This window comes from Arthrobacter sp. NPDC092385 (assembly GCF_044755105.1).
In the GTDB taxonomy this organism is placed as follows: domain Bacteria; phylum Actinomycetota; class Actinomycetes; order Actinomycetales; family Micrococcaceae; genus Arthrobacter_D.
The window spans coordinates 200,757-226,567 of the sequence record NZ_JBIVQL010000001.1 but is presented as its reverse complement, the minus strand read 5'-3'; the positions used below and the strand labels follow the sequence as shown (position 1 = coordinate 226,567).

28 protein-coding genes and 1 riboswitch are annotated in these 25,811 nt (G+C 68.1%); of the genes, 12 read left to right on the top strand and 16 right to left on the bottom strand.

Translation table 11 applies throughout. From position 1 onward, the window contains the following. Positions 1 to 7: 7 nt before the first annotated feature. Positions 8 to 1,060, bottom strand: a complete 1,053-nt coding sequence (locus ACIQCY_RS01120) for an iron-siderophore ABC transporter substrate-binding protein (RefSeq protein WP_400482048.1) — start codon at positions 1,058 to 1,060, stop codon at positions 8 to 10. Positions 1,061 to 1,164: 104 nt separating this feature from the next. Beyond that, positions 1,165 to 1,587, bottom strand: a complete 423-nt coding sequence (locus ACIQCY_RS01115; protein WP_400482047.1) for a ChaB family protein — start codon at positions 1,585 to 1,587, stop codon at positions 1,165 to 1,167. A 224-nt stretch (positions 1,588 to 1,811) separates the two neighbouring features. Between ACIQCY_RS01115 and ACIQCY_RS01110 the strand changes: the two genes are divergently transcribed. Beyond that, on the top strand, positions 1,812 to 3,005 hold the full coding sequence (locus tag ACIQCY_RS01110; RefSeq protein ID WP_400482046.1) for a M14 family zinc carboxypeptidase: 1,194 nt from the start codon (positions 1,812 to 1,814) through the stop codon (positions 3,003 to 3,005). Positions 3,006 to 3,070: 65 nt separating this feature from the next. Here ACIQCY_RS01110 and ACIQCY_RS01105 read toward each other — a convergent pair whose 3' ends face one another. Next, the gene (locus ACIQCY_RS01105; RefSeq protein WP_400482045.1) at positions 3,071 to 3,916 is read right to left on the bottom strand and encodes a phosphatidylinositol-specific phospholipase C/glycerophosphodiester phosphodiesterase family protein; all 846 of its coding nucleotides are present in this window, start codon (positions 3,914 to 3,916) and stop codon (positions 3,071 to 3,073) included. A 102-nt stretch (positions 3,917 to 4,018) separates the two neighbouring features. After that, complete coding sequence (locus ACIQCY_RS01100) at positions 4,019 to 5,002, bottom strand: RimK family alpha-L-glutamate ligase (RefSeq protein ID WP_400482044.1); 984 nt, start codon at positions 5,000 to 5,002, stop codon at positions 4,019 to 4,021. A gap of 127 nt (positions 5,003 to 5,129) precedes the next feature. On the opposite strand from ACIQCY_RS01100, the gene ACIQCY_RS01095 reads away from it, so the two are divergent. After that, positions 5,130 to 5,555, top strand: coding sequence for a hypothetical protein (locus ACIQCY_RS01095; protein WP_400482043.1), 426 nt, complete (start codon positions 5,130 to 5,132; stop codon positions 5,553 to 5,555). Between the two features lie 57 nt (positions 5,556 to 5,612). Here the strand turns inward: ACIQCY_RS01095 and ACIQCY_RS01090 are convergent, their stop codons facing one another. Then, positions 5,613 to 7,184, bottom strand: coding sequence for an AbgT family transporter (locus ACIQCY_RS01090; protein ID WP_400482042.1), 1,572 nt, complete (start codon positions 7,182 to 7,184; stop codon positions 5,613 to 5,615). A 75-nt stretch (positions 7,185 to 7,259) separates the two neighbouring features. Further along, on the bottom strand, positions 7,260 to 8,579 hold the full coding sequence (locus tag ACIQCY_RS01085; protein WP_400482041.1) for a M20 family metallopeptidase: 1,320 nt from the start codon (positions 8,577 to 8,579) through the stop codon (positions 7,260 to 7,262). Positions 8,580 to 8,761: 182 nt separating this feature from the next. Between ACIQCY_RS01085 and ACIQCY_RS01080 the strand changes: the two genes are divergently transcribed. The 4 genes from ACIQCY_RS01080 (at position 8,762) to ACIQCY_RS01065 (ending at position 11,809) form a co-directional block, all read left to right on the top strand. Beyond that, a complete protein-coding gene (locus ACIQCY_RS01080) occupies positions 8,762 to 8,983 on the top strand; it encodes a hypothetical protein (protein ID WP_400482040.1) in 222 nt (73 codons plus the stop codon). A 34-nt stretch (positions 8,984 to 9,017) separates the two neighbouring features. Next, entirely contained in the window at positions 9,018 to 10,655 is a 1,638-nt protein-coding gene (locus ACIQCY_RS01075; protein WP_400482039.1) for an ABC-F family ATP-binding cassette domain-containing protein, read from the top strand. Between the two features lie 60 nt (positions 10,656 to 10,715). Beyond that, positions 10,716 to 10,782: riboswitch (guanidine-III (ykkC-III) riboswitch) on the top strand. Positions 10,783 to 10,791: 9 nt separating this feature from the next. Next, positions 10,792 to 11,106 (top strand): DMT family transporter, encoded by a 315-nt coding sequence (locus ACIQCY_RS01070; RefSeq protein ID WP_400482038.1) that lies wholly within the window; start codon positions 10,792 to 10,794, stop codon positions 11,104 to 11,106. A gap of 190 nt (positions 11,107 to 11,296) precedes the next feature. After that, a complete protein-coding gene (locus tag ACIQCY_RS01065) occupies positions 11,297 to 11,809 on the top strand; it encodes a hypothetical protein (RefSeq protein WP_400482037.1) in 513 nt (170 codons plus the stop codon). A 2-nt stretch (positions 11,810 to 11,811) separates the two neighbouring features. On the opposite strand, the gene ACIQCY_RS01060 is transcribed toward ACIQCY_RS01065, so the two are convergent. Then, complete coding sequence (locus ACIQCY_RS01060; protein ID WP_400482036.1) at positions 11,812 to 13,008, bottom strand: TerC family protein; 1,197 nt, start codon at positions 13,006 to 13,008, stop codon at positions 11,812 to 11,814. A gap of 316 nt (positions 13,009 to 13,324) precedes the next feature. On the opposite strand from ACIQCY_RS01060, the gene ACIQCY_RS01055 reads away from it, so the two are divergent. Then, positions 13,325 to 14,188, top strand: a complete 864-nt coding sequence (locus ACIQCY_RS01055) for an aldo/keto reductase (RefSeq protein ID WP_400482035.1) — start codon at positions 13,325 to 13,327, stop codon at positions 14,186 to 14,188. A gap of 56 nt (positions 14,189 to 14,244) precedes the next feature. Here the strand turns inward: ACIQCY_RS01055 and ACIQCY_RS01050 are convergent, their stop codons facing one another. The 3 genes from ACIQCY_RS01050 to ACIQCY_RS01040 are packed head-to-tail and all read right to left on the bottom strand — an operon-like array spanning position 14,245 to position 16,728. After that, positions 14,245 to 14,898, bottom strand: coding sequence for a cyclase family protein (locus tag ACIQCY_RS01050; RefSeq protein ID WP_400482034.1), 654 nt, complete (start codon positions 14,896 to 14,898; stop codon positions 14,245 to 14,247). Continuing rightward, positions 14,885 to 16,309: a purine-cytosine permease family protein gene (locus ACIQCY_RS01045; RefSeq protein ID WP_400482033.1), complete on the bottom strand. Its 1,425-nt coding sequence runs from the start codon at positions 16,307 to 16,309 to the stop codon at positions 14,885 to 14,887. Before ACIQCY_RS01045 ends, ACIQCY_RS01050 begins: the two co-directional genes overlap by 14 nt. Then, the gene (locus tag ACIQCY_RS01040; protein ID WP_400482032.1) at positions 16,306 to 16,728 is read right to left on the bottom strand and encodes a YybH family protein; all 423 of its coding nucleotides are present in this window, start codon (positions 16,726 to 16,728) and stop codon (positions 16,306 to 16,308) included. Before ACIQCY_RS01040 ends, ACIQCY_RS01045 begins: the two co-directional genes overlap by 4 nt. Before the next feature lie 159 nt (positions 16,729 to 16,887). On the opposite strand from ACIQCY_RS01040, the gene ACIQCY_RS01035 reads away from it, so the two are divergent. Continuing rightward, positions 16,888 to 17,586, top strand: coding sequence for an SDR family oxidoreductase (locus ACIQCY_RS01035; protein ID WP_400482031.1), 699 nt, complete (start codon positions 16,888 to 16,890; stop codon positions 17,584 to 17,586). 19 nt (positions 17,587 to 17,605) lie between these two features. Here the strand turns inward: ACIQCY_RS01035 and ACIQCY_RS01030 are convergent, their stop codons facing one another. The 3 genes from ACIQCY_RS01030 to ACIQCY_RS01020 are packed head-to-tail and all read right to left on the bottom strand — an operon-like array spanning position 17,606 to position 20,625. Next, the gene (locus tag ACIQCY_RS01030; protein ID WP_400482030.1) at positions 17,606 to 18,349 is read right to left on the bottom strand and encodes a YqjF family protein; all 744 of its coding nucleotides are present in this window, start codon (positions 18,347 to 18,349) and stop codon (positions 17,606 to 17,608) included. Continuing rightward, positions 18,349 to 19,512 carry a glycoside hydrolase family 26 protein gene (locus ACIQCY_RS01025; protein WP_400482029.1) on the bottom strand — a complete coding sequence of 388 codons (1,164 nt, stop codon included), beginning with the start codon at positions 19,510 to 19,512 and terminating at the stop codon, positions 18,349 to 18,351. The genes ACIQCY_RS01030 and ACIQCY_RS01025 overlap by 1 nt, the downstream gene beginning before the upstream one ends. Before the next feature lie 45 nt (positions 19,513 to 19,557). After that, positions 19,558 to 20,625 carry a spore photoproduct lyase family protein gene (locus ACIQCY_RS01020; protein WP_400482028.1) on the bottom strand — a complete coding sequence of 356 codons (1,068 nt, stop codon included), beginning with the start codon at positions 20,623 to 20,625 and terminating at the stop codon, positions 19,558 to 19,560. Positions 20,626 to 20,715: 90 nt separating this feature from the next. On the opposite strand from ACIQCY_RS01020, the gene ACIQCY_RS01015 reads away from it, so the two are divergent. From ACIQCY_RS01015 to ACIQCY_RS01000, 4 genes are all read left to right on the top strand, one after another. Then, complete coding sequence (locus ACIQCY_RS01015; protein ID WP_400482027.1) at positions 20,716 to 21,372, top strand: hypothetical protein; 657 nt, start codon at positions 20,716 to 20,718, stop codon at positions 21,370 to 21,372. A gap of 44 nt (positions 21,373 to 21,416) precedes the next feature. Further along, a complete protein-coding gene (locus tag ACIQCY_RS01010; protein WP_400482026.1) occupies positions 21,417 to 21,893 on the top strand; it encodes a MarR family winged helix-turn-helix transcriptional regulator in 477 nt (158 codons plus the stop codon). 41 nt (positions 21,894 to 21,934) lie between these two features. Beyond that, a complete protein-coding gene (locus ACIQCY_RS01005; RefSeq protein WP_400482025.1) occupies positions 21,935 to 22,159 on the top strand; it encodes a hypothetical protein in 225 nt (74 codons plus the stop codon). 180 nt (positions 22,160 to 22,339) lie between these two features. Further along, complete coding sequence (locus ACIQCY_RS01000) at positions 22,340 to 22,702, top strand: hypothetical protein (protein ID WP_400482024.1); 363 nt, start codon at positions 22,340 to 22,342, stop codon at positions 22,700 to 22,702. 159 nt (positions 22,703 to 22,861) lie between these two features. On the opposite strand, the gene ACIQCY_RS00995 is transcribed toward ACIQCY_RS01000, so the two are convergent. The 3 genes from ACIQCY_RS00995 to ACIQCY_RS00985 all read right to left on the bottom strand — a co-directional run bounded on the left by ACIQCY_RS00995 (position 22,862) and on the right by ACIQCY_RS00985 (position 25,768). Further along, positions 22,862 to 23,494, bottom strand: a complete 633-nt coding sequence (locus ACIQCY_RS00995) for a uracil-DNA glycosylase (RefSeq protein WP_400482023.1) — start codon at positions 23,492 to 23,494, stop codon at positions 22,862 to 22,864. Between the two features lie 109 nt (positions 23,495 to 23,603). Continuing rightward, positions 23,604 to 24,833, bottom strand: a complete 1,230-nt coding sequence (manD, locus tag ACIQCY_RS00990) for a D-mannonate dehydratase ManD (RefSeq protein ID WP_400482022.1) — start codon at positions 24,831 to 24,833, stop codon at positions 23,604 to 23,606. After that, positions 24,830 to 25,768 carry a biopolymer transporter Tol gene (locus ACIQCY_RS00985; RefSeq protein WP_400482021.1) on the bottom strand — a complete coding sequence of 313 codons (939 nt, stop codon included), beginning with the start codon at positions 25,766 to 25,768 and terminating at the stop codon, positions 24,830 to 24,832. Before ACIQCY_RS00985 ends, manD begins: the two co-directional genes overlap by 4 nt. Between the last annotated feature and the right edge of the window lie 43 nt (positions 25,769 to 25,811).

Below are 25,811 nucleotides of genomic sequence, written 5' to 3'. Positions count from 1 at the left end.
GTCCTCGTCAGGCCTTGTCCGCGGCCTCGCCGAGCATCGGCAGGAACCGGTCGAGCGCCCAGACCAGGCTCAGGGGGTTCGCTGCGGACACGGACAGGGTCAGTGTGTTGTCGCTGTCGGCGACGAGCGCCCCGCTCTTCACGGCCGGGATCTGGCCGAGCAGCGGATCACCGGCGATGGCCTCCTTGGTGCCCTCGTCCGGCACCCAGGTGACGAAGATGTCCGAGTCGAGCTCGTTGGCTCGCTCCGCGGACCAGGGGATGAAGAATTCCTCGGAGCCCTTCGTGTTCTCGGTGACGACGTCGGCCTGGACCATGCCGAGCTCGGTCAGGAACCGAGGACGGTTGTCGTTGGCGGTGTAGATGCTGACACCCTCCGCGCTGGCCGGTTCGAGGTTGCCGTAGATGAAGGTCTTGCCCTCGATCTGCGGATACTCGGCCGCGGCGTCGGCGATGGCCTGCTCCGTCTCCGACACCAGCTCCTCGGCGTCGTCGGACAGGCCCAGGGCCTCGCCGATGATGCGCGTCGAGTCCTGCCAGGCAGTGCCGTAGGCGATCTCGGGGTACGCGACGACCGGGGCGATCTTGCTGAGGGTGTCGTAGTCCTCCTGCGACAGCCCGGAGTACGCCGCGAGGATGACGTCGGGATTCGTGGCAGCGATGTCGTCGAACGCGATCCCGTCGGTCTCGGAGTACTGCGCAGGGGCCTTGTCCGTCCCGATGGCGGCGCCGAGTTCCTCGAGCTTCGCGTCCTTCCACGGCGTGGACTGGTTCTCGTTGCCGCCGTAGGTGTCGGCGGGCATGCCGACCGGCACGACGCCGAGGGCGAGGGAAACATCGGCGTTGACCCAGGACACCGTCGCGACGCGCTCTGGCTTCTCGGTCAGGGTCGTCTCGCCGAAGGCGTGCTCGATCGTGACCGGGAACGCCTCGGCATCGGCCGAGGCGCTGCTGGTGCCGGTGGTCGTGCCGCTCTCGGCCGGACCGGTGGAGCAGGCGGACAGGGAGAGGACGGTGACGGCGGCGACAGCAACCAGGCGGCGCAGGCGGGAGGGGGCCATGAGGCTCCTTGGCTTCTATGGCCTCGCAGAGGCCGTGGGACGGGGGTAGAAGTAAGGCTAGCCTAAGAAGATACCCATTAGGAAATGCTTTCGTTGCGTAATAGCTACTGTTCGCGCGCCCTCCGCGTCTCCCGGGCGTTCGCCCTCTGCAGCGCCTCGACGAGTTGGTCCTTGGACATGCCGGAACGGCCCGGCACGTCGAGTTTCCTCGCGAGGTCGTAGAGGTGCTTCTTCGAGGCGTTGGCATCGACGCCGCCCGACGTCGGCCGCGCCTGCGCACCGCCGGCGGCCGCCTGCTCGTCGGACGGCCCCTTCTTCTCCTTGGGCTCCCAGTGGTCCCCCACCTTCTCGAAGCCGTGCTTGAGCGAGGCGAAGGCTGTCCGGCGCGCCCGCTCCCCGTCGCCGTACTGCTCCTCGGCGGCATCCAGCGTGGCGGCGAAGGTGTCCTGCGCCTTCTCGTCGGATCGCTGCAGCGTGCTCGGGAGCGTCTCGGACCTGACCTTGCCGTCTTTCGTGAAGCGGGACATCAGTGCATCCTTCCGGGTCGACGCCACCCCCGGCGGGCGACCGGGAGCATACGAGCACGCTACCCCAGCGCTCCCGCAGTCCCGAGGTGTTCAGGACCCTGTGCATCGGGCCTGCTGGGCGGTACCGTGAACGGCACCACCCATTGGGTACTGCCAACCGCAGCGGGGACGCGGGAGGTGGCGCCCGGGTTGGACCATCACCCACGCGCCCATGGAGGACATTCGTGATCTCGAGCAACACCACCGCGTCCGGAACGCCCAGGACGGCACGCAACCGGACCCTCGCACTCGGCATGGCGGCACTCATCGCCCTGCCGTTGCTCACGTCGGGACCAGCACGGGCGGAGGGGAATTTCCCCTCGCCCGAAGGCACCACTAACACCGCCAGCATCCTGACCTATGCAGACACCGTCAAGGAACTGGAGAAGATCGAGAAGACCTCGCGCTACGGCGTCGCCGTGTTCACGCTGGCCGAGGCCGGCACCGCGGTCAACACCAGTGAGCAGGGCCGGGACCTGTACGTCGCGACCGTCGGGACAGGGCCGCAGGACGTGTGGGTGCAGGGCCGCATCCACGGCAACGAGCCCTATGGGGCTGAAGCGATCCTGAGCCTCCTCAAGGATCTCGGGACCAATGGCTCTCCCGAGTACAAGGAGATCCGTGAAGCCTTCACCATCCACTTCATCCCCATGTACAACCCGGACGGCAGCGAACTGAACATCCGGCAGACGGTTCTCTGGGACACCGCAGCGAACGCTCCCCGTACGGATGGGAACGGACGGAACCTCACCGTCGACCTCAACCGAGACTGGGTGGCAGACAAATTCCAGGCCCGAGAGTCGCTGGCGTTCTACGAGTACTGGACGATGGTGGACCCGGACTACGGTATCGACATCCACCACCAGGGGCTGAAGCAGCAGTACGGCACGAGCGACGACGTCACCCTGTCCCTCGGCATCTCGCTGGCACCGGGGGGTCCCACCCTGCCGACCCTCCAGGGTGGCGACTACGACATCCTGACCCGGCAGATGCACGGCTACGTGTACGAGGAGCTGAAGGGCACGGGCTTCATCACGATGGACCGCTACCAGGTGGGCGGCAGCCTCGAGATCGACATCAAGGGCGGTGTGGTCTCCGCCATGATGCTGGGTCTCGACTACCAGGGGCTCAACCCGGAAGGCCACTCGAACCCCGTGGTGTTCTTCGAGACCTCGGGCAACACGAGCGACGGCTCCCTGGGCCAGAAGGCACGCGGCAAGAGCATCCAGCAGAACATCCTGGCCATGCGCATGCTCCTCACCGGTCTCGCCAATGGTGAGGTGCAGGAGACCGATCCGGAGGTGTGGGAGGAGATTCCGCACGCACCGGTCACCGGCTACAGCACGGATTACGCGGGCACCATCCCCGTCACCCCGTAGCCCGGGTACGAGGAACACCACCTGCACGACGGCGCCTCCGCATCGGGCGGGGCGCCGTCGTCGCGTCAGCTGCGTGCTGCCAGGAACGCCTCGAGTGCGGGCAGGTCATCGGTGTTGATGTGGTCCACACCGGCGTTCGCCAACTCGGTCCAGACTGCTTCACGGGCGGCGCCGGGCACGTCCGGTGTCGCCCAGAAACGGACGCGGGCGCCCTGCTGGTGAGCAGTGGCGACGTACACCTGGAGCCTGGTCCGCTCGGCAGGCGGCATCTCGCCCACGCCCTGCCACGTGAACAGCTGGTTCCAGTTGTTGCTGATCAACGGCATCAGGCTCGACGGGAGGGCCGAGCCGAGGTCGGACGCACGCCCGTCGTAGAAGCTGAGGCGCTGCCGGTCGGCGGCCATGGTCCCGAGCGGCCGATTCCCGCTGATGACCACACTCACCGCGCCCTGCTTGACCTTGCCGTTGCTGACGCGGCTGAGCATGGTCCGGTGCTCGTCGAGTTCAGCCTCGATGGCGGCCCAGGTCTGCTCGGCGTCACCCTTGATATCCACGAGGAGCTGGAACTCCCCGCCCCAGCCGGGGTACACGCTTCCCGCCCTGCCCCGGACGATGGCGTCGAGCGGATCGAGGTAGAGGCTCTCGAGGGTCAGCTCGGGTGAGACGTCCTCGAGGTCGTGTGCCACCAGGAGCTCACCATCGACGAGCCAGACGTCCGCCTCCACGCTCGTGAAGCCGTGCTCGAGCGCGTCGTGGAGCGGGCGGTCGTGCTCGTAGTCGTTGTGCGCGTGGGCCGCGGCGTGCGGCGTACCGAGCACGACGTCGGCGGACGCCGGGGCGGCCGTTGCCGGCAGGGCGACGGAGAGGGTCGCAGTGGAGACGAGCAGGACGGCGAGCGGACGGAGCTTCATGGCCTTGGCTTTCCTTCGGGTGCAGGGGCCCCACCAACCTAGGAAGCCGAGGTGATCGGCAGACCGATGGAGCTCGACGCCGCGGTGAACAGCAGGCACCGGTCACTCCAGCGTGGCGAGGTACCTGACCAGCTCCCGGGGTGCGGACTTCGGCGCCTCCGCCTCGACGGCGGCGTTGTAGTTCGTATTGGTGTTGACGTCGTACGTCAGGACCCGACCGTCCGCCGCCTCGATGAACTCGATACCGCAGACCTCCAGCTTGTTGCGTCGCGCGAAATCCTCGTACCGGGCGATGATGGGGTGGTCGAAGCCCTCGCGGAGACTGAACAGCTGCTGGTCCGGCTCGGGCGCGATGGTGGCACCCGGCGGCATGATGGGCTTTCCTGTCTCCGGGTCGATGGCGCAGGCGTCAGCGGGGCACAGCTGGAAGCCACCGCGCGCGGTATCGGCCTTGATCGCGTAGACGAACGTCCCGCCGACGATCTCCGCTCGCGTGATGAACGGCTCGGCGGCCTGGATGAATTCCTGCACGAGGGTGATGCCGTCCTGCGGCTCCTCGAACCCGCTCGACGCCACGTATTCGGCGAGCTCCTCGTGCGAGTCGAACTTCCGCACACCGAGGCCCTTGCCGCCCTGGTTGTGCTTGACGATGAAGGGCGCCTCGAAGCCCGTGGCGGCTTCGAGGATCCGCTCACGCCCGACGGCGGCGACGGTGCGGGGAGTGTCGATGCCTGCCGCCCTCAACGCCGTCAGCTGGTCGACCTTGCTCATCTCGAGCTCGAGGACACGGCGTCCGTTGACCGTGCGGCGGCCGTGGGCCTCGAGCCAGGACAGCACCGACCGCGCGTAGTCCTTGGAGAGACCGTGATCGCGGGTATGGGCCGAGGCGCTGATGCGCGACCAGAAGATACCCTCCGGCGGAGCGGCGTCGAGGTCGAGCACCCCGTCCGTCAGCAGCCATTCGACCACCTCCACGCCTTCCGCCTCGAAGGCGCGGGCGAAGGGCGGGAACCAGTCCGGGTTCTCGTGCAGGGCGTAGACCGTGGTCACGGTGGTCCTTCCGATCGGGAATGCGTTCGTCCGCATAACCGGTATTCCAAGGCACCTATTCCTTTGGGTAGCGCCAATACCGCGTCAGGGGGAGTTCCGACCACCGGTTATTGACCCGAAATTCCGGTTGACAATGCAGCCTATGCGGGAATTGACTCGCATAATGATGGATACCGGCTCCTTATCGGCCGCCAGCCGTGCAGGAGTTGGGGGGTTGCACCGGCAGACGCCCTTTTGCGCACCGCGTTGCGTGAACCCATCAGATGGAAAGCGACAAATGAATAAACAGTCGAGAATTCCGGCTGCTGATCTTTTGGACGACGGTCTCGAACTGATCCAGAAGCTCGAGGCGACGCTTCATCAATGGGGCCTCCTGCACCGGGCAGGACGCGGGGCCGCGCCCGTATCCCGCGCCGATGTCGAAGCAGTCGAATGGATGCACCAGTGTCTCAGCGACCTGTCGGCGACCATTGACGGCATGCAGCACCAGGCTTCCCGCACCGACGGCTACAGGAAAGCCGTGCACGGCTCCGTGTCCGAGCTCGCGGTCGCATCGCAGCGACCGCGCGAGCTGCAGCATCGGGCGTGACGCCGCACCGGGAGTACGCTGCTGCCCTGCCCTGACACGGCTCCCGCCGGCGCCCTCCTACGGCTGGATGAAGATGTCGTTGCCCGGCCCCAGTGGCAGGTCGAGGTAGAAGAACACCGTCAGGATGGCCACCCAGGCGAGCCAGAACGGAACCACGAACGGAAGCATCCGTGCCATCAGTGTTCCCAGGCCCGCTTCCGGCTCGTACTTGCGCAGCATGGTCAGCAGCACGATCATGTACGGGTTCAGCGGCGTGATGACCTGCGTGGCCGAATCGCCCACGCGGAACGCGCCCTGGATGAAGGCCGGCTCGTAGCCGAGCAGTGCGAACAACGGCACGAAGACCGACGCCATCAGGGTCCACATCGACGAGCCCGAGACGATGAACAGGTTGAGCACGGACGCCAGCAGGATGAACGCGATCACCGCCGGGTAGCCCGTCAGCCCGATGCCCTCGAGGGCCCCGGCGCCCGCGACGGCGATCCAGGAGCCGATTCCGGACCAGTTGAACAGCGCGATGAACTGGCCCAGGATGAACGCGAGGACCAGGAAGCCTGCCATGTCCTTGATGGCCTCGCCCATGACACGGGGCACGTCGCGCCCCGTGGTGATGGTGCCGACGATCCGCCCGTAGACGAGCCCGGGAACCGTGAAGAGCAGGAACACGATGAAGACGATCGAGCTCAGGAGCGGCGAGCGCGGCAGGAATCCGCCCGCCTCGTTGCGCCACGGCGATCCGGGCACGATCACGGAGGCCAGGATCACCAGCGCGACGACGAGGCCCACGATCAGCGACCACTTCAGTCCGCGGGCTTCCTGCGGCTCCAGCTCCGCCTTGAGGGCCACGGGCGCCGATGCGTGCTCGCCGTCCTCCACGAGTTCGTCGACGGGCACGTTCTGCCGCGCGAGCCGGGGCTCGAGCACCCTGTCGATGATGAACCCGGCGAGAAGGATCAGCACCAGCGAGGACGCGATGTTGAAGTAGTAGTTCGACAGCGGCGTGACGGGGGCGCCCGCGTTGGGCAGGTTCTCCGTGACCGCCGTCGTGATACCGGCGAACAGGGCGTCGAGGCTCGTGACGAGCAGGTTGGTCGAGTAGCCCGCGCCGGCGGCCGCGAAGCCGCCGAGCAGGCCTGCCACGGGATGCCGGCCGGCAGCCTTGAAGACGAGCGCCGCCAGTGGCGGGATGATGACGAAGGCGGAGTCGGACATGACGGACCCGACGACGCCGACGAAGCCGACGGCGTACGGCAGGGCCCATCGGGGAGCCGAACCGAAGACCTTCCGGATCAGGGCTCCGAGCAGGCCGGACTTCTCGGCCACGCCGACCGCGAGCAGGATCGGGAGCACCGTGGCCAGTGGCGGGAAGCCGAGGTAGTTGGCTCCCAGGTTCTGCGTCAGCCACGTCATGCCCTCGCCCGTGAACAGGCCCTTGATGACCGTCGCCTCGTCCGCACCGGGCACCTGCACGGTCACGTTCGCGAGCGCCATCCCGGTGGTGACCACGGCCGTGATGCCGAAGAGGATCAGGAAGAGCATGAACGGATCAGGGAGCTTGTTGCCCACCCTCTCCACGCCCGTGAGGAACCGGTCCGTCAGTCCCGGTCGGGGTGCTGCAGTGGTTGACATGCGTTCTCCTTGGCGGTCGATGCTATGGATGCTGCGTGGTGTGGCGGGTCGTCGCGATGCGCCGCGACGGCAGGCTCAGTCGAAGTAGGACGGGACGTCGACGATGCCTCCCTGCTCCTCGAACTCCTCGTGCACGGCTGTACGCAGGGAGCCGTCCACGAGGTAGTCGAGCGCCGTGAGGGCCAGCCCGACGGCGCCGTCGAGAGCCGCCAGCTCGGCCGCCGCGCTCCGGGCGGCCTCCGCGAACCCGCGGGTGTGCAGGGCCGTGGCGGGCTCCGCGATGCGGATCAGGGGGTGGATCCCCGGGACGCGGTAGCTCACGTTTCCGAAGTCGGTGGAGGCGGCGAGGGTCTCCGAGACGACACCCAGCGGAAGCGGGGAACGCCCGCGCCGCTGCTGTGCCGCGACCCAGCGGCCCGTGAGCGCGCCGTTGGTGCGGATGGGCAGGGACGGCGGGTGCTCGTCCCAGCGCAGTTCCACGCCCGTCCCCGTCATCAGGGCGGCCCCGCGGGCGACGTCCTCGAGGCGCCTGCTCAGGTCCTTCAGGGTCGCGGGCTGCTGCGAGCGCGCGTACAGCTTCAGCACGGCGCGGCCCGGGATGATGTTGGGGCTCTCCCCGCCCTCCGTCATGTTCGCGTGGACACGGTCCGACGGCGGCAGCTGCTGCCGCAGCAGGCCGATGCCCTGGTAGGCGAGGTTCGCGGCGTCGAGGGCGTTCCTGCCCATGAAGGGCTGCGCGGAGGCATGGGCCTCGACGCCGGTGAAAATGATCGTCAGCAGCCGCCGGCCGAGCCAAACCTGGTCGGCGAGGTCGTAGCCGTAGGGGTGCACCATGATCGCCGCGTCGACGCCGTCGAAGGCGCCGTTGCGCGCCATGACCTCCTTGCCGGAGTGTCCCTCCTCGGCGGGCGTCCCGAGGAACAGGACGCGGCCCGGCAGCCGGTCCGCCACGGAGGCCAGTGACAGGAAGGCACCGAGGGCCGCCGCGGCGATCACGTTGTGCCCGCACGCATGCCCGATCCCGGGCAGGGCGTCGTACTCGGCGAGGATCGCGATGGTGGGGCCGTGGCCGGGGCTGCCCGCCTCCGCCCGCACGGACGTCTCGACCCCGTGCACGCCGATGCGTGCCTCGATGCCGTGGCGGGTGATCTCCTGCTGCAGGAGCATCGCGCTGTGGTGCTCCTGGAACGCCGTCTCCGGGTGGGCGTGCAGGTGCTGGACCACGTGCCGCAGCCTGTCCGCGACGCCGTCCACCCCCTGCTCGACGGCGTCGGCGAGCCCGCCGGGCGCACCCTCGAACGGTGACTGGTCCGGCAGGGCCTCGGCCAGCAGCCTTCGCGTCCGCTCGTCGATCGACGCCAGGTAGGCCGTGTCCGGTGGGGTGGGTTCACTCATTCGAGTAGCTTAGGCAACGATCAGCACGCTGGGCAGTCCCCCCGGTAAACCCTGTGTAACGCTGCGACGGAACCTCGGAAACATAACCTTCCGGAAATATCCCGGCAACACCGCTCCCGAATCATGGAGGAAGCGGCCCGCCAGTCTCAACGGGCCGCACCCTGAGCCATCAAGGAGCACCCATGACTGCCATCGCCACTCCCAGCACCGCCCGCATCCTCGACCTCGGCTCGCTCGCCGCCGGAACGGTCGTCGAGGCCCGCCGCAAGAACGAGGTGCACTACCGCGGGTGCGTCGAGGACACCGCGCCCGGCCTCGGAGTGGTCTGGATCCGTGATGACCTGGCCGGCCACCGCGCCATTCTCAGCCTCGACGAATACAGCATCTGGCACGTAGCCGCCTGACCCGCAGGGCTTCCTCCCCTCCTAGACTGGAGGAATGACTGCAACCCTCGTGGCGAAGGACCTGTCCGGGGGCCACGCCCACCGCACCCTCTTCTCGAAGCTCGACCTCACCGTCGCGCCCGGGGACGTCGTGGGGGTGGTGGGTGCGAACGGCGCGGGCAAGACCACGCTCCTGCGCCTGCTCGCCGGAGCCGACACGCCGATTGCCGGCACCGTCCGGACCACACCGCCCGACGCGTTCGTGGGATGGCTGCCGCAGGAGCACGAGCGGCTCGAGGGCGAGACGGTCGCCGGGTACATCGGCCGTCGCACCGGGACGACGGCCGCGACGGTGGCCATGGAGGACGCGGCCGCGGCCCTGGGGAGCGGCGCGAAGGGTGCCGACGACGCCTATGCCGTGGCACTCGACCACTGGATGTCCTCCGGCGCCGTGGACCTCGAGGACCGCATGCCGGCTGTCCTGGCCGACGTAGCCGGCAGCATCGACCCGACCACCCCCACCACGGCACTCTCCGGAGGCCAGCTCGCCCGGGTGGCCCTGGCGGCCCTGCTGCTGAGCCGCTTCGACATCGTGCTCCTCGACGAACCGACCAACGACCTCGACCTCGCCGGCCTCGAGCGCCTCGAATCCTTCATCCAGAACCTGCGCGGCGGTGTCGTCCTCGTCTCCCACGACCGCGAGTTCCTCGCGCGCTGCGTGACCACCGTCGTCGAACTGGACCTCGCGCAGAACAGGGTGGCCGTGTACGACGGCGGCTACGACGCCTTCCTCGAGGAACGGGCCGTGGCCCGCAGGCACGCCCGCGAGGCCTACGAGGAGTTCGCGGAGAAGAAGCAGGACCTCGTGGGACGCGCCCGCACCCAGCGCGAGTGGAGTTCGCAGGGCGTGCGCAACGCGATGAAGAAGAGTCCGGACAACGACAAGATCCGCCGCAGGGCCAGCATGGAGTCCTCCGAGAAGCAGGCGCAGAAGGTCCGGCAGATGGAATCGCGCATCGCGAGGCTGGACGAGGTCGAGGAGCCCCGCAAGGAATGGCAGCTTCAGTTCACCATCGGCTCCGCGCCGCGGTCGAGCGCCGTCGTCGCGACCCTGAACAACGCCTCCGCCACGCAGGGAGGCTTCACCCTCGGCCCTGTCTCGCTCCAGGTGAACGCGGGCGAGCGCATCGGGATCACCGGCCCGAACGGTGCCGGGAAGTCCACCCTCCTGCGCCTGCTCCTGGGCCACCAGCAACCCGACGGCGGCGCAGCCACGCTCGGCTCCAGTGTCGCGGTCGGCGAGATCGACCAGGCCCGCGGACAGCTCGACGAAGCCCTCCCCCTCGGCGCGGCGTTCGAGGCCCTCGTCCCGGAGATGTCGCAGGCCGAGGTACGGACCCTCCTCGCCAAGTTCGGGCTCAGGGCCGACCAGGTGCGCGCCGACGTCGGCTCCCTCTCCCCCGGGGAGCGGACCCGGGCCGGCCTGGCGCTGCTCCAGGCCCGGGGCGTGAACCTGCTGGTCCTGGACGAGCCCACCAACCATCTCGACCTCCCCGCGATCGAACAGCTCGAGGACGCCCTCGAGTCCTACACGGGAGCCCTGCTGCTCGTCACGCATGACCGCAGGCTGCTGGAGAACGTCCGCCTCGACGAGCGCTGGCAGGTGGAGGACGGCAGCGTCACCATCGGCTAGGAAGGCCGCCCGGGAGCCGACGGGACGGCGGGCCCGCACCCGTTCCGTGACACCATGGAAGCGAGGCGGTCACCATCGCCTCCCGGACGAGGGGTGCCGTACCCGGTGTGCGACAAGACGGCCCAGGGAGAGAATCATGGCCTGGCTCGTCCTCGTGGTGTCCGGAGTCCTCGAAGCCGTCTGGGCCACCGCCCTCGGCAGGTCCGACGGCTTCAGCAGGCCGGCGCCCACCGTGGTGTTCGGGGTCGCCATCATCGCGAGCATGGCCGGGCTGGCCTATGCGATGCGGACGCTGCCCGTCGGAACGGCCTATGCCGTCTGGGTGGGCATCGGCGCCGCCCTGACCGTCATCTACGCGATGGCCACCGGCACGGAACCGGCGTCTCTCCTCAAGATCGTCTTCCTCGCCATGATCGTCGGCGGCGTCGTCGGCCTCAAGATCGTCCACTGACCCGCCCCGCCGAGCGGCTGGGCGGCGGAAGGGCCGAGGTGAGCCCATTCCTCTGCTTTTGCTCATCCTGGCTTGAGGTGCGCCGTCCTACCTTGCGTCAAAACTGAGCCCGGACACCCGGTTTCCTTGAAACGCGTCCGAGAAGATCGAGGGAGGCTCAGCTGGGGGCCGCGACGAGGAGCTGGACGCGATGCAGAACGAGGACACCCTGACGGCGATGGAATTCGCCGGGCTCTCCGCCTATGAGACATGGATGCACTACTGCAACATGGGCGGCTCCACCGACTACTTCGAGTTCGACGCCTACCTCCACGGCCTGTACGCGTTCGACTCCGAGGACGCCGACCTCGTCTCGCAGGCCGTCAACGAACTCATCGACGACGTCTGCCCCGTCGAGGAGGCCGGGCTCTGCCGCGCTCCCTACTCGTGGACGGTCGCCTCGAGCCCAGGCTTCGTGGACGCCATGGATGAGGAGGACGACGTCGACGGGTTTTACGACGCTCCGGTCCGCGTGCCGGTGGACGACCTCGTGGCCCCCCACTCCGTGGAGACCTTCGGTTCACGCTTCCTGGCCGGCCTGGATCTCGGCACCCTGACCGGCCGTCCGGGCATCCCCCTTCCGCCCGGCGCGACCGTCGAACTGCTCGGTGAGGTCCTCGACAGCGGCGTCATCGGCCGGATCGTGTCCGGCGAGCGGAAGTAGCCCTACCCGCCCGGTTGGCGCTCGAGTGCCTCGTCGTGCTCGGCGTGGGCCTTCCGGATCATCGCCATGAACTCGGTCTCGTTGCGGATCAGGCGCTTGTACTTCTCCGGGAGTTTCCTGAGGTCGTCCTCCTCGGCGCACAGCCTGGCGAAGATCTTCTCGCGCTCGGCGATGTCCGTCTCGTAGTTGAGGTCCAGGTACTCGGCGGCGTGCCGCTTCGCGCCGGAGATGGCGTTCTTGGCCTTGCCCTTGGGGCTCAGGACGGAGGCCAGGACGGTCACCACCAGGACGCCGAGGATCACGCTCAGCGAGAGGCCGGTGCTGATCTCGACGACGTTCACGTGCTCGCCCTCGTTGATGAACGGCAGGTTGTTCTCGTGCAGCGCGTGGAGGATGAGCTTCACGCCGATGAAGCCGAGGATCACCGCGAGGCCGTAGGAGAGGTAGATCAGGCGGTCCAGCAGCCCGTCGATGAGGAAGAACAGCTGACGCAGGCCCATGAGCGAGAAGGCCGTGGCGGTGAACACGATGAACGTGTTCTGGGTCAGGCCGAAGATCGCGGGGATGGAATCGAGGGCGAACAGGATGTCGGTGGCCCCGATGGCCACCATGACGAGCAGCATCGGCGTCAGGACACGCTTGCCGTCCTCGACGGTGAACAGCTTGTCGCCGTCGTAGTGCTCCGATGCCGGGAGGACGCGCTTGGCGAGCCGGATGATCACGCTCTCGCTGTCGTCGTCGTGCCCGCTGGGCTTGAGCAGGTTGCCGGCCGTCATGAGGAGGATCAGGCCGAAGATGTAGAACACCCAGGCGAAGCTGTTGATCAGGGCTGCACCGAGGAAGATGAAGCCGGTGCGGGCGATCAGCGAGAAGACGATGCCGAAGAGGAGGACCTTCTGCTGGTCGGCCCGCGGCACCCTGAAGCTCGACATGATGATGAGGAACACGAAGAGGTTGTCGACGGAGAGGGCCTTCTCCGTGACATAGCCCGCGAAGTACTCGGTGCCCATGGTGGGCCCGCCGAAGACCAGCACACCGACGCCGAACAGCAGCGCGATGCCCACGTAGATCGAGGACCAGATCGCGGATTCGCGGAGGCTCGGAGTGTGTGCCTTCCGGACGTGGAAGAAGAAGTCGAACGCGAGCAGGCCTGCGATGCCGATCACGGTCGCGGTCCAGACGTAAAGCGGTACTTCCATGCTGCAGCTCTCCTCCGGGATTCGTGCCGGCGTCGTGGCGTTCTGCTCCGGTCTTCGCTTGTGCCCGTAACGGTACCGGCCCCACCCGGACTTGGGCAGTCCGTACTTCTGCCATGAGGGGATGCCATGAGCCCGATGATGCGCGCCGCGGTGCTTCGCGCCGCCGGACTGCCCGCCCCCTATAGGGAGGGCAATCCCCGAGGGCAGGATGGTGCGCAGGATCTCCACAAGGGGCCAGAGGTTTTGTTGTCGTTGGCGACAAACTGCGAAGCATGCTTACGATGAGGCCTGCACGTCTATCCGAAGGAGAACGACCATGCAGCAACGCTCAATCGGCGGAACCCCGATCAGCGCCCTCGGCCTGGGCGGAATGCCCATGTCCATCGAGGGCCGCCCCGACGAGGACCGCTCCATCCGCACCATCCACGCCGCGCTCGACGCCGGCGTCACCCTGATCGACACCGCGGACGCCTACCACCGCGACGCCGACGAGGTGGGCCACAACGAGTCGCTCATTGCGAAGGCCCTCTCGAGCTACGGCTCGGACACCGCGGGCATCCTCGTTGCGACCAAGGGCGGGCACCTGCGCCCCGGCGACGGCTCCTGGACCCTCAATGGCCGCCCGGACTACCTCAAGGAGGCTGCGAAGGCATCGCTCAAGCGGCTCGGCGGCGAAGCGATCGACCTCTACCAGTTCCACCGCCCGGACCCCGAGGTCCCCTACGAGGAGTCGGTCGGAGCCCTCAAGGACCTGCTCGACGAGGGCGTGATCCGCATGGCGGGCATCTCGAACGCCACCGTGCACCAGATCAGGAAGGCGAACGAGATCCTCGGCGGCAGGCTGGTGTCCGTGCAGAACCAGTTCTCCCCCGCCTTCAGGTCCAGCGAGGACGAGCTGAAGTACTGCGGCGAGAACGGCATTGCCTTCCTGCCGTGGAGCCCGCTCGGCGGCATCAAGAAGGCCGGCGGGCTCGGCGAGCAGTTCACGCCCTTCCAGGAACTCGCGGACAAGCACGGGGTCAGCCCCCAGCAGATGTGCCTGGCCTGGGAACTGGCACTCGCGCCCACCGTCATCCCGATCCCGGGCGCTTCGCGTCCGGAGAGCATCCAGGACTCGGCGCAGGCTTCGGAGCTCGAACTCACCGCTGATGAGATCGAGACCCTCTCCTCGACGAGCTGAGCCCTCCGCACGTCCGGCGCCCGCACTCCGGCCAGGAGTGCGGGCGCCCGGCGGGCCTAGCGCTCGGGCAGCTGCATCGCGACGGCGCGGACGGGAGCGCCGTCCGCGCCGGAGAGTGCGAGTGGGAGCGCCGAGATGACGGGCCGATCCCAGGTCACGGCAGAGAGATTGGCCAGATTCTCGATGATGACCCCGCCGGCCCCGAGCAGTGCCGTATGGAACGGCAGCAGTCCGTCGTTGCGCAGGGTCGAATCGGGATTGAGGGTGTCGACGCCGACCATGGTGATGCCCGCTGCCAGGATCCGCTCGGCCAGCTCCGGCGCCAGCACCGGGTGCTCGAGGTAGCGCGGTCCGCCGAACCAGGCCGACCATCCTGTCTCGAACAGCACCATCGCGTGGCCCTCCAGGTCCTGCAGCTGGGGCGCCACGGACGCCCAGGTGATGACGTCGTGCGGAGCCAGTCCGGTGCACCGCACGATCCGCGCCGGACCGACGAGACGGGCGAGGTCGATGCCGTCGACGGCCTGCCCCCCGGCGATCGAGTGGAGCGGTGCATCGATGTGCGTCCCGGTGTGGGACCCCGCGTGGAGCGAGGCCACCTGGTAGCCGTCCTCCGCGATCGTCGCCACGGTCGTCAGGACGACCTCCGGGTCACCCGGGTAGACCTGCATCCCCGTCAGGATGGGCTGGGACAGATCAACGATCCGCATGGTTCCCGTGCTCCTCCGGAAGATCCAGGAGGTGGACATGCGGGCGCTTCTTCCGGTCGATGCGTCGTGTCGCCCCCGCCCACGCGAAGTACAACGCGGCAGAGAGCACGAAGGTCGGGATGGTCGCGCCGACCGGACTGGGGAGGACGTAGGTCAGAAGGAGTGACGCGCCGGCTCCGATGAGCCAGACCAGGACCGCGGCCACGTTCACTCCGCCGCGGTACCAGTACTCGCCGCCCCTACCCAGCAGGATGTCCCGGCCGTAGTGACGTGAGCGCACGAGGTAGTAGTCCACGATCATGATGGCGAAGACGGGGATGAAGAGCGCGCCGATCACGGTCAGGAAGGCCGTGAACTGGTTCAGGAGCGCAAGCCACGTCGAGCCGAGGATCGAGATGGCACCGAGGACGATCGCGGTCGGCAGGAACGTGACTCGCCGGGAGGGCACCATGTTGACGACGGACGCGACCATTCCGTACACCACCATGGTGTTGGTGGCCATGACGGACAGGAAGATCACGACGGCGAGCGGGGCGCCGAAGGAGGCGACGATCACGGTGGGATCGAACGCCACGGCCTCGCCGCCGTCGAGCACCACGTAGCCGATGGCCGTGGCGCCGAGCGTCATGGCGAGCACGGTGGAGAGCATGTACCCGATCCCCGAGCCGATCATCCCCGCGGACTGCGTCCGGGCGAGGCGGTTGAATTCCGCGGAGAGCACGGTCCAGGAGATCGCCGTCGCGATCACGACGTCGAGCGCCGTGACGGCCGTCCAGCCCGATGCCGTGTCCTGCGGGATGGACGCGATGTCCGCCGGGCTGTAGGCGAGGAACGCGGTGACGAAGATGTAGGCCATGAAGGCGAGGATCACGAGGGCGAGCCAGGGCTCCACGCGGGCGATCCCCGTATGGCCGAAGATCGCCAGGCACACCACCAGCAGCTGGCACAGCACCGAGAACAGGACCGGACTCGAGAATCCGGTGGCCTGCTCGACGAGGAAGTTCACCGTCACGCCGGCGAGCATCGCCTGGACCCAGCTCCATCCCATCAGCGTGATGACGTTCGCGGCGACGGGCAGGAAGGAACCCCTCAGCCCGAAGGACCCTTTCGTCAGGGACATGGTCGCGAGTCCCGTGCGGGTGCCCATGTTGCCCACGAGCACCAGCACCGACCCTCCGATGAGGGTTCCCAGCACGATCATGCCGACGGCGAGCGGCCAGCTGATGCCCGGGACGAACAGCGTCCCCGTGAGGAGCGTGGTCACCACCAGGTTCGCTGCCAGCCAGATCATGCCCATGCGCGCAGTGCCGAGCGAGCCCCGCAGGGGACCATAACCGTCGGAATTGCTGTCGAGGTGGTCGGACAGGCGCCGGTAGGCGGAGCTGGAGGTGGGAGGCTTCACTGTCGTCATGGTGCACTTGCTTCCGGTAGGTCGTCGGGCGCAGGGCTGAGGTGTTCGTGGACCGCGAGGAGGGTACTGCCGGAGCGGCGGAAGACGATCGTCTCGCGCTCCTGCGTCGTCTCCCGCACCCCGGCGACCGAGGTGGTCGTGCTGACGGAGTGGGTGAAGACCGCCACGTCCCCGAGCAGCTGCACCCGGGGATCGCTGCTGGAGCAATCGGCCACCCGCCAGCCCTCCTCGCGCCAGGTCGCCCACAGCCGCTCGTAGGCGCCCCTGGACTCGAGCCTGCGGCCTTCTGTGTGGAAGACGAAGGTCGCCTCCTCGGCGAAACAGGCGAAGTACGCCTCGGTGTCCGTGGCGCGGAAGGCATCGACGAGGGCGGCTGCTGCACGCACCACGTCCTCCTCCGTCAGGTGAACGTCCGTCATCAAGGGCCTTTCGTGCCGTTGCGCCCACGAAAGTTGCCCTTAGGTGAACATTTGTTGTTCAGCGAGTGTGTGTGACGCGGACGACATTGTCAACGGGAAGCACTCCTCCCGGCTCTTCGTGACGCTCGCCGACGAGCGGCGCATTGCTAGGGTGAGGACATGTCCTCCACCCCCGTTGCCCTGATCACCGGCGCCTCCCGCGGGATCGGCCGCGCCATCGCCGACGAGCTCGGCTCCACGCATCACCTGCTGCTCGGCGGCCGCGACCTCACCGCGCTGGCGGAACTGTCGTCGTCGTTCCCGTCCGCGGAGCCCTTCGCGGCTGAGCTGCGCGATGCCGGCCAGGTGGCCGCCGCCGTCGCCGGGATCCCCCGCCTCGACGTCCTGATCCACTCGGCAGGCGTGCTCCGGATGGGGCCGATCGCCGACCTGTCCGACGACGCGTGGCGTGAGAGCTTCGAGGTCAACGTCTTCGCCGTCGCGTCCCTGACACGGGCCCTGCTGCCGGCGCTCCGTGCCGCCCACGGCCAGGTCATCGCGATCAACAGCGGTTCGGGCTACACCTCGGGTGCCGGCTCGGCGGTCTACAGTGGCACGAAGTTCGCGCTGCGGGCCCTCACGGATGCGCTGCGGGAGGAGGAGCGGCAGCACGGCGTGCGCGTCAGCTCCATCCACCCCGGCAGGGTCGCCACCGACATGCAGGAGGAACTGCACGCGTGGGAGGGCAGGGACTACCGGCCCGAGGCATGGATCCAGCCGGACCAGGTCGCCAAGGCCGTCCGGCTCGCCGTGGACGCGACGCGGGAGTCGGCGATCGAGACGCTGAGCATCCGCCCCTCGGGCATCGCGCTCGGGTAGCCCCCTCCACGGGCGGCCACTAGCAGGACACGACGCGCGGCTTCCCGAACTGCGTCTGCACCCCCGGGGAGTAGAGCACCGACTCCGGAGGCCCCTCGACCCGCAACCCTGCCGCCCCCAGCAGTCCGTCGTCGAACTCCGTGAGCGTGGCCGGGTGGAGCGGCCACGGGGCGTGCGTGTTCGGGATGTAGAGCGTGCGGCCGGCCAGTGTGCTGTGCAGCCCGAAGCGCGCGGTGAGCTCGAGCGACAGCGTGTCCTCCGCCGTCCTGTCCCCCTGCGGCCGGACAGCGAAACGGGAGGTGGCCTGCCTGCGGTACCGGACGACGTCGTACCCGTACTCGCGCTGCGCGCCCTCGCCCCGGCGGATCGGCGAGCACTTCGACCACACGTACGGAATGCCGCCGGCGCGCGCGGCGAGCACGACAGCGAGGCGCGAGGCGTCGAGGGTCACGAAGACGACCCCCCGGGTGCCATCAGGACCCCGCGAGTAGAGCCGGACGTTGATCTCGGCGAACGAACCGAAGTACGGCAGGGGCAGTCCCCTGCCCAGCCCTGCCCCCACCATGCGGAAACCGATCAGCCCGACCCAGGACGAACCATCCACCTCGTCCGGTACGACGCCGGGTGGCATGAAGCCGGCCACCGCTGCCGGGTCGATCCTCCAGTGCAGGAACACCGCGTCCAGCCAGGACTGGTCCATGATGACGGGGCGCGGCAGGTCCGGCGCGAGGTACAACTCCTGGCCCTGCTGGTGGTCCGTCATCAGAAGATCTGCTCCCCGCACTCGTCCGGTTCCTCGGCGAAGCGGTACCACTCGGGCAGCGCGGCCGAGAACTCGGCGCGGACCGCCGGGTCCTCCATGACGGTCCAGTCGACGGCGGCGCCCACTTCCGGTTCCGCCTTGTTCCACTCGAACCAGTTGACCATCCGCAGCTGGGGGAACTTCTCGTGCACGGCCGGGTCGAAGACCTGCTCCCACCAGGCGCGCTTGATGTTGAGGCTCCGCAGGTCACCGACACCATCGACCACCAGGGATGCCGTTTCCGGGATGGCCACGGGCTTTCCGTGACGTGCGGCGTACTCGGCGTAGAAGTCAGGCAGCATGGAGTCGTCCCCGTTCGTGCCGTCGTAGTTCCCTGTCAGCTGGTCGATGAACTTGCCGTCCTCCGGCATCTCGCTCTCGCCCCACGGGTAGGTGCCACCCCAGTGGTAGAGCGACATGCCCACCCAGTCGACAGCGTCGTCGCCCGGGTAGTACGGCGCATAAGGATCATCGAACGATGTCAGCACGCCGTCACCGTTCGTGTCCAGGGGCACGAAACCGGACGCGCCGGGCAGGGTCTCGAAGGCACCGCCGGCGAAAGGATAGCCGCCCCCGTAGTTCGGGGCCCACATCATCGCCGACCCCGGCGCATCCCGGTGCACGGCGTCGGCCACCCGACGGAAGGCGGCGATGTACTCGTCGGGCTGCTGGCCCCAGCGGTACCACGAGCCGTTCATCTCGTGGGCGAACCGCACGATGACCGGCACCCCGCCGGCGTTGAAGCCTGCAAGCATCCCGGCCAGCTCGGCCGCATGGTCCTCGGTGACCGCAGCCAGCCCTTCCTCCGGTTCGAGCGTCAGCAGGAGCATTCCACCTTCCTGCCGCAGCTGATCCACGGCCGACTCGATCAGGCCAGGATCATCCTCATCGAACGGGAAGTCCGCGAAGGACACCGCGACGGCAGGACGCTCCCCGAGCTTGTCCGAGTACTCGGCGAGGGTCTCCCTCCCCCACTCGAGGTTCACCCCCATCAGGGTGCCGTCGGCGGGAGCGAGGTTCCGGCCGTCGATCTCCTCGCACGCCACCGCGCGGGGATTGATGGTGCAGGCACAGAGGGACAGGAGCAAAAACGCCATGACAAGGCGCGCAGGGGTTGAGACCACGTCATCAATGTACCGTCGCTCCGGCGCCGCCCGAACGCGGACGGGCTAGAAGGCGTAGCGGATCCGGCAGTAGGGCATTCCGCTTGCGGCGAGGCGAAGGAACTCATCGAGGTACCCCCGTTTCTCGTAGGCGATGTAGCGCACGTTCGCGAAACCGTTCTGGGACTGCTTGCTCTCCTGGAGGTCCGGCCGCCAGAGGATCTCCTCTGCCTGCGGATGCCATCCGAGGTTGACCTCGTGCAGCTGCTGGTTGTGCGTCAGGAAGATGACCTCCGCGGCGAGCTGCTGCTTGGCTGCGGGCGACAGCGCGGCGTCGAGCCGGCCGAACAGCTCGCGCCAGTCGTCCTGCCAGCCGGGGGTGACGATCACCGGGGAGAAGTTCACGTGCACCTCGTAGCCCGCCTCCACGAAGTCGTTGATGGCAGCGATGCGCTCGGCGACCGGAGTGGTGCGCACGTCCACGGTGCGGGCGAGCTTCTCGGGCATCAGGGAGAAGCGGATACGGGTGCGCTCCTGCGGGTCCCACGACAGCATGTCCCGGTTCACGTACTTCGTGGCGAAGGAGAGCTTCGCCGTGGGGAGCTCCCGGTAGAGGTCCACGAGGTCGCGCACGTTGTCGCTGACGAGCGCGTCCACCGAACAGTCGCTGTTCTCCCCGATGTCGTACACCCACGCGTGGTCGTCACACTGGTTGGGCTCCAGCTTGATGCCCTGGCGGGCTACGTGCCGCTCGAGGTAGCCGCTGATCTGGTCGATGTTGGCGAACACCGTGATGGGATTGCTGTATCCCTTGTGGCGGGGGACGTAGCAGTACGCGCACGCCATGGCGCAGCCGTTCGCCGTGGACGGTGCGATGAAGTCCGCGGACCTGCCGTTGGGCTTCGCGGTGAGGGACTTCTTGACGCCGACGACGAGGGCCTCGGTCTTGATCCGGACCCAGCGGCGCACGTTCGCCTCGTCTCCGCTGAGCTCCGGGATACGCCAGTGGCTTGCCACTTCGACGACGTCGGCGTCCGGCCACCGCGCGAGGATCTCCTTGCCCCGCGGGAGCTCGGCTGCGGCCGGTTCGACGTAGATGCGACTGATTTGGAGCAGGGAACTGGCCTGGAGCATGCGACCCTTCGTGGTAGCGGCTTTCCGTCAACGGTACCGGCCGCCACCGACACTTCCCGGGCCCCTCCGCGAGGGCCTTACGCTGGTCGCATGGCTCATCGGGACGGCGCTGACGACACCCGCCGGCAGGTCGAGATCGTCGACCTCGGGGTTCGCGACGCGCCCCCGCGCACCTCGCACGGTGCAGCATCGGGCTCGGCTTCCGATGCTGCTTCCGGGGCGTTCCCCGGCGCGTCCTCGGGGGCCTCTGCCGTCGCCGGTACCGATACCGCTCCCCCGGCGTCGGCCACGCCGCGTCGCCGTCGGATCTACGTCGCCACCGGGGTCACCGCGCTGCTCATCCTCGCAGCGAACCTGATGCCCCGCGGGGACGCGGCACCACCGCCGGCGAAAGCCGCCCGGGGACAGGACCGCGCACTCAGCGTGTGCGAAGCCGTCGCCTTCGCCAATACGACGGGCGGGCTGCCGTCCGAGCCGACAGTCCTGCCGAGGCGCGCCATCGGCTACTTCGCCTTTGTCGAGCCTGCCAGTCGCTCCGCCGTGGTCTCGGGGCTGTCCTACGAGGACGGCACCATCTCGCTCTGCCGTCCTGTCGGGGAACCGGGCTCCGGCAGTCCCCAGCCCGGGCAGCGCGAGCTCCCCGTGCTCGGCAGGGGCGAGAGCTATGCGTACGAGATGCGGGCGTCGGGCTTGGTGCTGATCGGTGAACGCGCTACGGACGGGATGGTCACCCGGTACGCCGATTGAGTACACTAATAGTTGCTGGGCTAACATTTCGGCACGAAGGAATCATGGACACCTCGCACGACAACGACCTCCTGCTCGAGAGGCAGCTCTGCTTCGCCCTGTCGGTCGCCTCGAGAAGCGTGGTGGGCGCATACCGGCCCGTCCTCGAGAAGCTGAACCTGACCCATCCGCAGTATCTGGTGATGCTCGCACTCTGGGAGGAGAGCCCGCGCACGGTCCGCAGCCTCGGCCAGGCCCTTGCGATGGAGTCGGCGACCCTCTCGCCGATGCTCAAGCGCCTCGAGGCCCTGGGCCTGCTCACGCGCACCCGTGTCCCCGGCAATGAGAGGGCGCTCGCCGTGACGCTCACGGCAGCCGGTCGCGACCTTCGCTCGAAGGCGCGCGAGGTACCGGTGACCATGATGGAGCGGCTCGGGCTCACACGCGAGCAGGTGGAAGCCCTGAATGAGGCCATGCACGGGATCATTCGTGCGACGGGAACCTCGTTGCTGCCCTCCAACAACAGCAGGGACGTGGGATGACCCCCGAAGGACAGATGGACCAGCCCAGGAAGAGAGCAGCTGTGAGCAAGAAGGAACCGTTGTCGGCGCGCTTCATGACCGCCACCGGAAGGTTGCGCATGTTCTTCGGGCCGGCTCAGCGTGGCAGCACCTCCGGCCCGATCGTCTACCGCGACGACGAGGCGCAGCGGCTGCGCCAGGAGGAACTGCAGCAGTGGACGGTGGTGCGCAACCCGGACGGGTCGACGTACCTCACCAGCAAGCGGGAGCAGGAGCGGAACGCTTGATGCTTCGGGGTGACCGGGCCGGGACGCGCCGAGGTCGACGTACCGGGCAGTAACTTTCGGAATTCTTGCGTCAGGATCGGCGGGGAAGACCGCCGGCTGGTGGCAGACTGTGGTTGTCAATGCTTCTTGCCCGCGGGGACTTTCAGGGCGCCATCTTGACTCAGAAGAGGTCTCGGATCAATGAGTACACCGCGCCCGTCTACGACGACGCCCAGCGAAACGTCCGTGCTGCCGCGGACCACGCTCCTCGTGATGCCCGGCGGCCGTGACGCGCAGGGCGCCGGCGCCGTAGCCGACCGGCTCGCCGCCGAAACGGACGAGCTGCTCGACACCCTCGAGGGGACCGTCGCGCGCCTGGCCCTGGCCCACCGCTCGTGCACCCCGGCCCCGGAGGCCCAGGGGATGGACCAGGAGGCCTTCGTGTGGGTCCAGCAGTCCCTCGAGGACATCTCTGCAACCCTTCGCGGCCTGGCGCTCGGGCGTGCATCGGACGGTCCGGTACCGGGCGAAGAACCGCTCCGTGCAGCGACCGGACGGGCCTGACCGACCCCCGAGCGTCCGGGACGTCCAACCCGCTCCTCGAGCGTCCGGACGGGGTCGATTCCTCCGCCGTCGTCAGCCCGACGCACCCTCGGCCGTCGTTCCGGCACCCGGGGGCGGATCAGCAGGCCCGGGCGGGCACACTGATCCTTCGCACTCCGGCTAGATGGACTGGCGGGCGCGGATACCCGCCCTGCCCATCGCATCCGTATAGGCGGACTGGATGTCCTTCAGCCACAGCTCCTGGTTGGCGGGCGTGCCCTTGAAGGCCCGCTCCCCGGGGGATCGGACTTCGTAGATCTTGAATCCGCGCTTGGCGATGGCGCGGTTCTCGAGCTTCATGAGCCGACGAGCAGCCTTGTGGGCGTCAGCACCGTGTGCCACGAGCGCCGAGGCCCTCGGGACCTGCTGCAGGAACGTGAGCAGCGGCTTGACGCCGTCGGCGATCTGGTCCATGGTCAGGGCCCGCTCCTTGCCTTCCGGCAGGTACCACGGGTAGGCGTTCCACGGCATGAACGCATCGGGACGCAGCCCCACTGCCTCATAGATGCCCGCCATCCGGATCGAGCTCACGTCGTCGTTCTCGAACGAGACGAATCCGGAGGGCAGCGATGCTCCCGGGTTCGAGAAGAGGCTCACGATCTTGCAGCCGTCGACGTCATGGATCGGATCGATGTACGGCACCGCCGATCCTGGCTTGGACTCGGCCAGCGTGTCGCACAGCCGGTTCACGTCCTCGATCTGGGGGTCGTAACGCTGTTCCCACTGCTGGGCCCTGTACGTGGGGTCTGCCATGCGCTGTACCAATTCCGCCTCCTCGCGAACGGCGCCTGAAGTGGCGCGAAACGTGTCCGCAGGCTTCCAGCCTACGCCAGTGCTCTGTCGGCATCCCTGCCACACGCCATCACCAGTCGTGGACGGTGCCGTCGGAGAGGCGATTGTAGGGCAGGTAGGCCTGCTGGTAGGGGAAGGACGCCGCCGCTTCCTCGTTCAGTTCGACGCCGAGGCCAGGAGCATCGCCGGGGTGCAGGTAGCCGTCGGCGAAGGTCATGGACTGCTCGAAGACGGTGTTGGTCCTGGCGCTGTGCTCCATGTACTCCTGGATGCCGAAGTTGTGGATCGCCAAGCCCACGTGGGCCTGGGCTGCGAGGCCGACCGGGGAGACGTCGGTGGGACCGTGGAAGCCGGACTTGATCTGGTACTGGGCGGCGTAGTCCATGACCTTCTTCAGCGGTGAGATCCCGCCGAAGTGCGTCGAGGCGGCCCGCACGTAGTCGATGAGCTGGTCGCGGATCAGGGCCTGGAAGTCGAAGACGGTGTTGAAGATCTCCCCGACGGCCAGCGGGGTGGTGGTGTGCTGCCGGATCAGCCGGAACGCATCCTGGTTCTCCGCCGGCGTCACGTCCTCGAGCCAGAACAGGTCATACGGTTCCAGGGACTTGCCGAGCTTCGCGGCCTGGATCGGCGTCATGCGGTGGTGGCCGTCGTGCAACAGCGGCAGTTCGGGGCCGAACTCGTTGCGGACCGCTTCGAAGACCGTGGGAATGTGCCGCAGGTAGGCGCGGCTGTCCCAGTCCTCCTCGGTCGGCTGCGCGCCGCGCCCGGCGGGCTCGAAGTCGTACCGCTCCCCCGTGGCCTGCGCCTGCGCTGCGACGCCGTAGAGGGACGTGATGCCCGGCACCGAGGTCTGCACGCGGATGGACTTGTAGCCCTCCTCCAGGTGCTGCCGGATCGAGTCGAACAGCTCCGGCAGATCCCGGCCCGACGCGTGTCCGTAGGTCCGCAGGGCCGTTCTGGAGGCTCCGCCGAGCAGCTGGTAGACGGGCATGCCGGCAGCCTTGCCCTTGATATCCCACAGCGCCATGTCGACGGCGGCGATCGCCGCCATCGTGACAGGCCCCCTGCGCCAGTAGGCGCTGCGATAGAGGAACTGCCAGGTGTCCTCGATGCGGTGCGGGTCCCGGCCGATCAGCAGCTGCGTCACGTGTTCCGTCAGGTAGGACGCGACAGCCAGCTCGCGGCCGTTCAGGGTGGCATCACCCAGCCCGGTGAGCCCCTCGTCGGTGGTGATCTTCAGGGTGACGAAGTTCCGGCTCGGACTGGTGACGATGACATCCGCCGCGAGGATCCTCACGTCCCCTCCCTCGGGTAGTCCACGTAGGCGAAGCGCCGGCTGTCGGGCGCCCAGCTGTTCACGTTCAGCGTGCCCTGGCCGCCGAGGAGCTCGACCGCGTCCCTGGCATTCTGCCCGTCCGCATCGGCGACACGCAGTAGCACCCTTTCGTTGGCGGGGTGGCCCTGCACGCCCGGTGGATAGCTGAGGTACACCAGGGCGGAGCCGTCAGGCGCTGGATGCGGGAACCAGTTCACGCGTTCATCGGACGTCAGCTGCTCCACGCCCGTGCCATCGGTCCGCATACGGAACAGCTGCGAGTGCCTGGGACGCTCTGCGCCGCGTTCCGAGTTGAAGTAGAGCCAGCGGCCGTCCGGGCTGTACTCGACGCCGTCATGAGGTCGGTCCGAGTCCGTGAGTTGGCGTGTTGCGCCGTCATCGACGCGGACGGCGTAGATGTTGAAGGCCGCCGTCCCATTCTTCTGGCGGCGGCCGATGTGGACGAGGGTGCCGCCGTCGGGCGAGATGCCGTGCAGGTACCGCGCCTCGAGTCCGTCGTCGGGCCCTGTGACGCGCCGGGCCTCGCCACCCTCCAGTGGCACCTCGTAGAGGTGGCCGTCCTGCGAGGAGAGGTAGAGGAAACGGCCGTCGGCGGAGATGACGTGATCGTTGTTCGAGTCCGTCACGGCTCCCGTGAACACGACGCGCGGCTGGCTGTCCTCCTCCGGAGCTGTGCGATACAGCAGCCCGTCGCAGTTGAAGACCAGCCACTGGCCGTCAGGTGTCCAGTTCGGCGCCTCGATGACGAAGTCCTCGGTCTCGAAGATGCACGTGGAGGAGCGGGCGACGACGTCGAACACCATGAGCCGGGAGCGCTGGCCGGGCAGGAGCCGGCGCCACTGCCGGTCCTCGGTGCTGAGCCGATCGTCCCCGCTTGTGCTGGTCTGCCGGTCCACGGTCTTCCTTCCGCGCGTCGCCCTGGTCTGTACCGCACGTGTC

Excerpts from the sequence above, each read along its gene's own strand:
- ACIQCY_RS01120 (WP_400482048.1), bottom strand. The coding sequence starts at position 1,060 with ATGGCCCCCTCCCGCCTGCGCCGCCTGGTTGCTGTCGCCGCCGTCACC.
- ACIQCY_RS01115 (WP_400482047.1), bottom strand. The coding sequence starts at position 1,587 with ATGTCCCGCTTCACGAAAGACGGCAAGGTCAGGTCCGAGACGCTCCCG.
- ACIQCY_RS01105 (WP_400482045.1), bottom strand. The coding sequence starts at position 3,916 with ATGAAGCTCCGTCCGCTCGCCGTCCTGCTCGTCTCCACTGCGACCCTC.
- ACIQCY_RS01100 (WP_400482044.1), bottom strand. The coding sequence starts at position 5,002 with ATGCGGACGAACGCATTCCCGATCGGAAGGACCACCGTGACCACGGTC.
- ACIQCY_RS01095 (WP_400482043.1), top strand. The coding sequence starts at position 5,130 with ATGATGGATACCGGCTCCTTATCGGCCGCCAGCCGTGCAGGAGTTGGG.
- ACIQCY_RS01090 (WP_400482042.1), bottom strand. The coding sequence starts at position 7,184 with ATGTCAACCACTGCAGCACCCCGACCGGGACTGACGGACCGGTTCCTC.
- ACIQCY_RS01085 (WP_400482041.1), bottom strand. The coding sequence starts at position 8,579 with ATGAGTGAACCCACCCCACCGGACACGGCCTACCTGGCGTCGATCGAC.
- ACIQCY_RS01080 (WP_400482040.1), top strand. The coding sequence starts at position 8,762 with ATGACTGCCATCGCCACTCCCAGCACCGCCCGCATCCTCGACCTCGGC.
- ACIQCY_RS01075 (WP_400482039.1), top strand. The coding sequence starts at position 9,018 with ATGACTGCAACCCTCGTGGCGAAGGACCTGTCCGGGGGCCACGCCCAC.
- ACIQCY_RS01070 (WP_400482038.1), top strand. The coding sequence starts at position 10,792 with ATGGCCTGGCTCGTCCTCGTGGTGTCCGGAGTCCTCGAAGCCGTCTGG.
- ACIQCY_RS01065 (WP_400482037.1), top strand. The coding sequence starts at position 11,297 with ATGCAGAACGAGGACACCCTGACGGCGATGGAATTCGCCGGGCTCTCC.
- ACIQCY_RS01060 (WP_400482036.1), bottom strand. The coding sequence starts at position 13,008 with ATGGAAGTACCGCTTTACGTCTGGACCGCGACCGTGATCGGCATCGCA.
- ACIQCY_RS01055 (WP_400482035.1), top strand. The coding sequence starts at position 13,325 with ATGCAGCAACGCTCAATCGGCGGAACCCCGATCAGCGCCCTCGGCCTG.
- ACIQCY_RS01050 (WP_400482034.1), bottom strand. The coding sequence starts at position 14,898 with ATGCGGATCGTTGATCTGTCCCAGCCCATCCTGACGGGGATGCAGGTC.
- ACIQCY_RS01045 (WP_400482033.1), bottom strand. The coding sequence starts at position 16,309 with ATGACGACAGTGAAGCCTCCCACCTCCAGCTCCGCCTACCGGCGCCTG.
- ACIQCY_RS01040 (WP_400482032.1), bottom strand. The coding sequence starts at position 16,728 with ATGACGGACGTTCACCTGACGGAGGAGGACGTGGTGCGTGCAGCAGCC.
- ACIQCY_RS01035 (WP_400482031.1), top strand. The coding sequence starts at position 16,888 with ATGTCCTCCACCCCCGTTGCCCTGATCACCGGCGCCTCCCGCGGGATC.
- ACIQCY_RS01030 (WP_400482030.1), bottom strand. The coding sequence starts at position 18,349 with ATGACGGACCACCAGCAGGGCCAGGAGTTGTACCTCGCGCCGGACCTG.
- ACIQCY_RS01020 (WP_400482028.1), bottom strand. The coding sequence starts at position 20,625 with ATGCTCCAGGCCAGTTCCCTGCTCCAAATCAGTCGCATCTACGTCGAA.
- ACIQCY_RS01015 (WP_400482027.1), top strand. The coding sequence starts at position 20,716 with ATGGCTCATCGGGACGGCGCTGACGACACCCGCCGGCAGGTCGAGATC.
- ACIQCY_RS01010 (WP_400482026.1), top strand. The coding sequence starts at position 21,417 with ATGGACACCTCGCACGACAACGACCTCCTGCTCGAGAGGCAGCTCTGC.
- ACIQCY_RS01000 (WP_400482024.1), top strand. The coding sequence starts at position 22,340 with ATGAGTACACCGCGCCCGTCTACGACGACGCCCAGCGAAACGTCCGTG.
- ACIQCY_RS00995 (WP_400482023.1), bottom strand. The coding sequence starts at position 23,494 with ATGGCAGACCCCACGTACAGGGCCCAGCAGTGGGAACAGCGTTACGAC.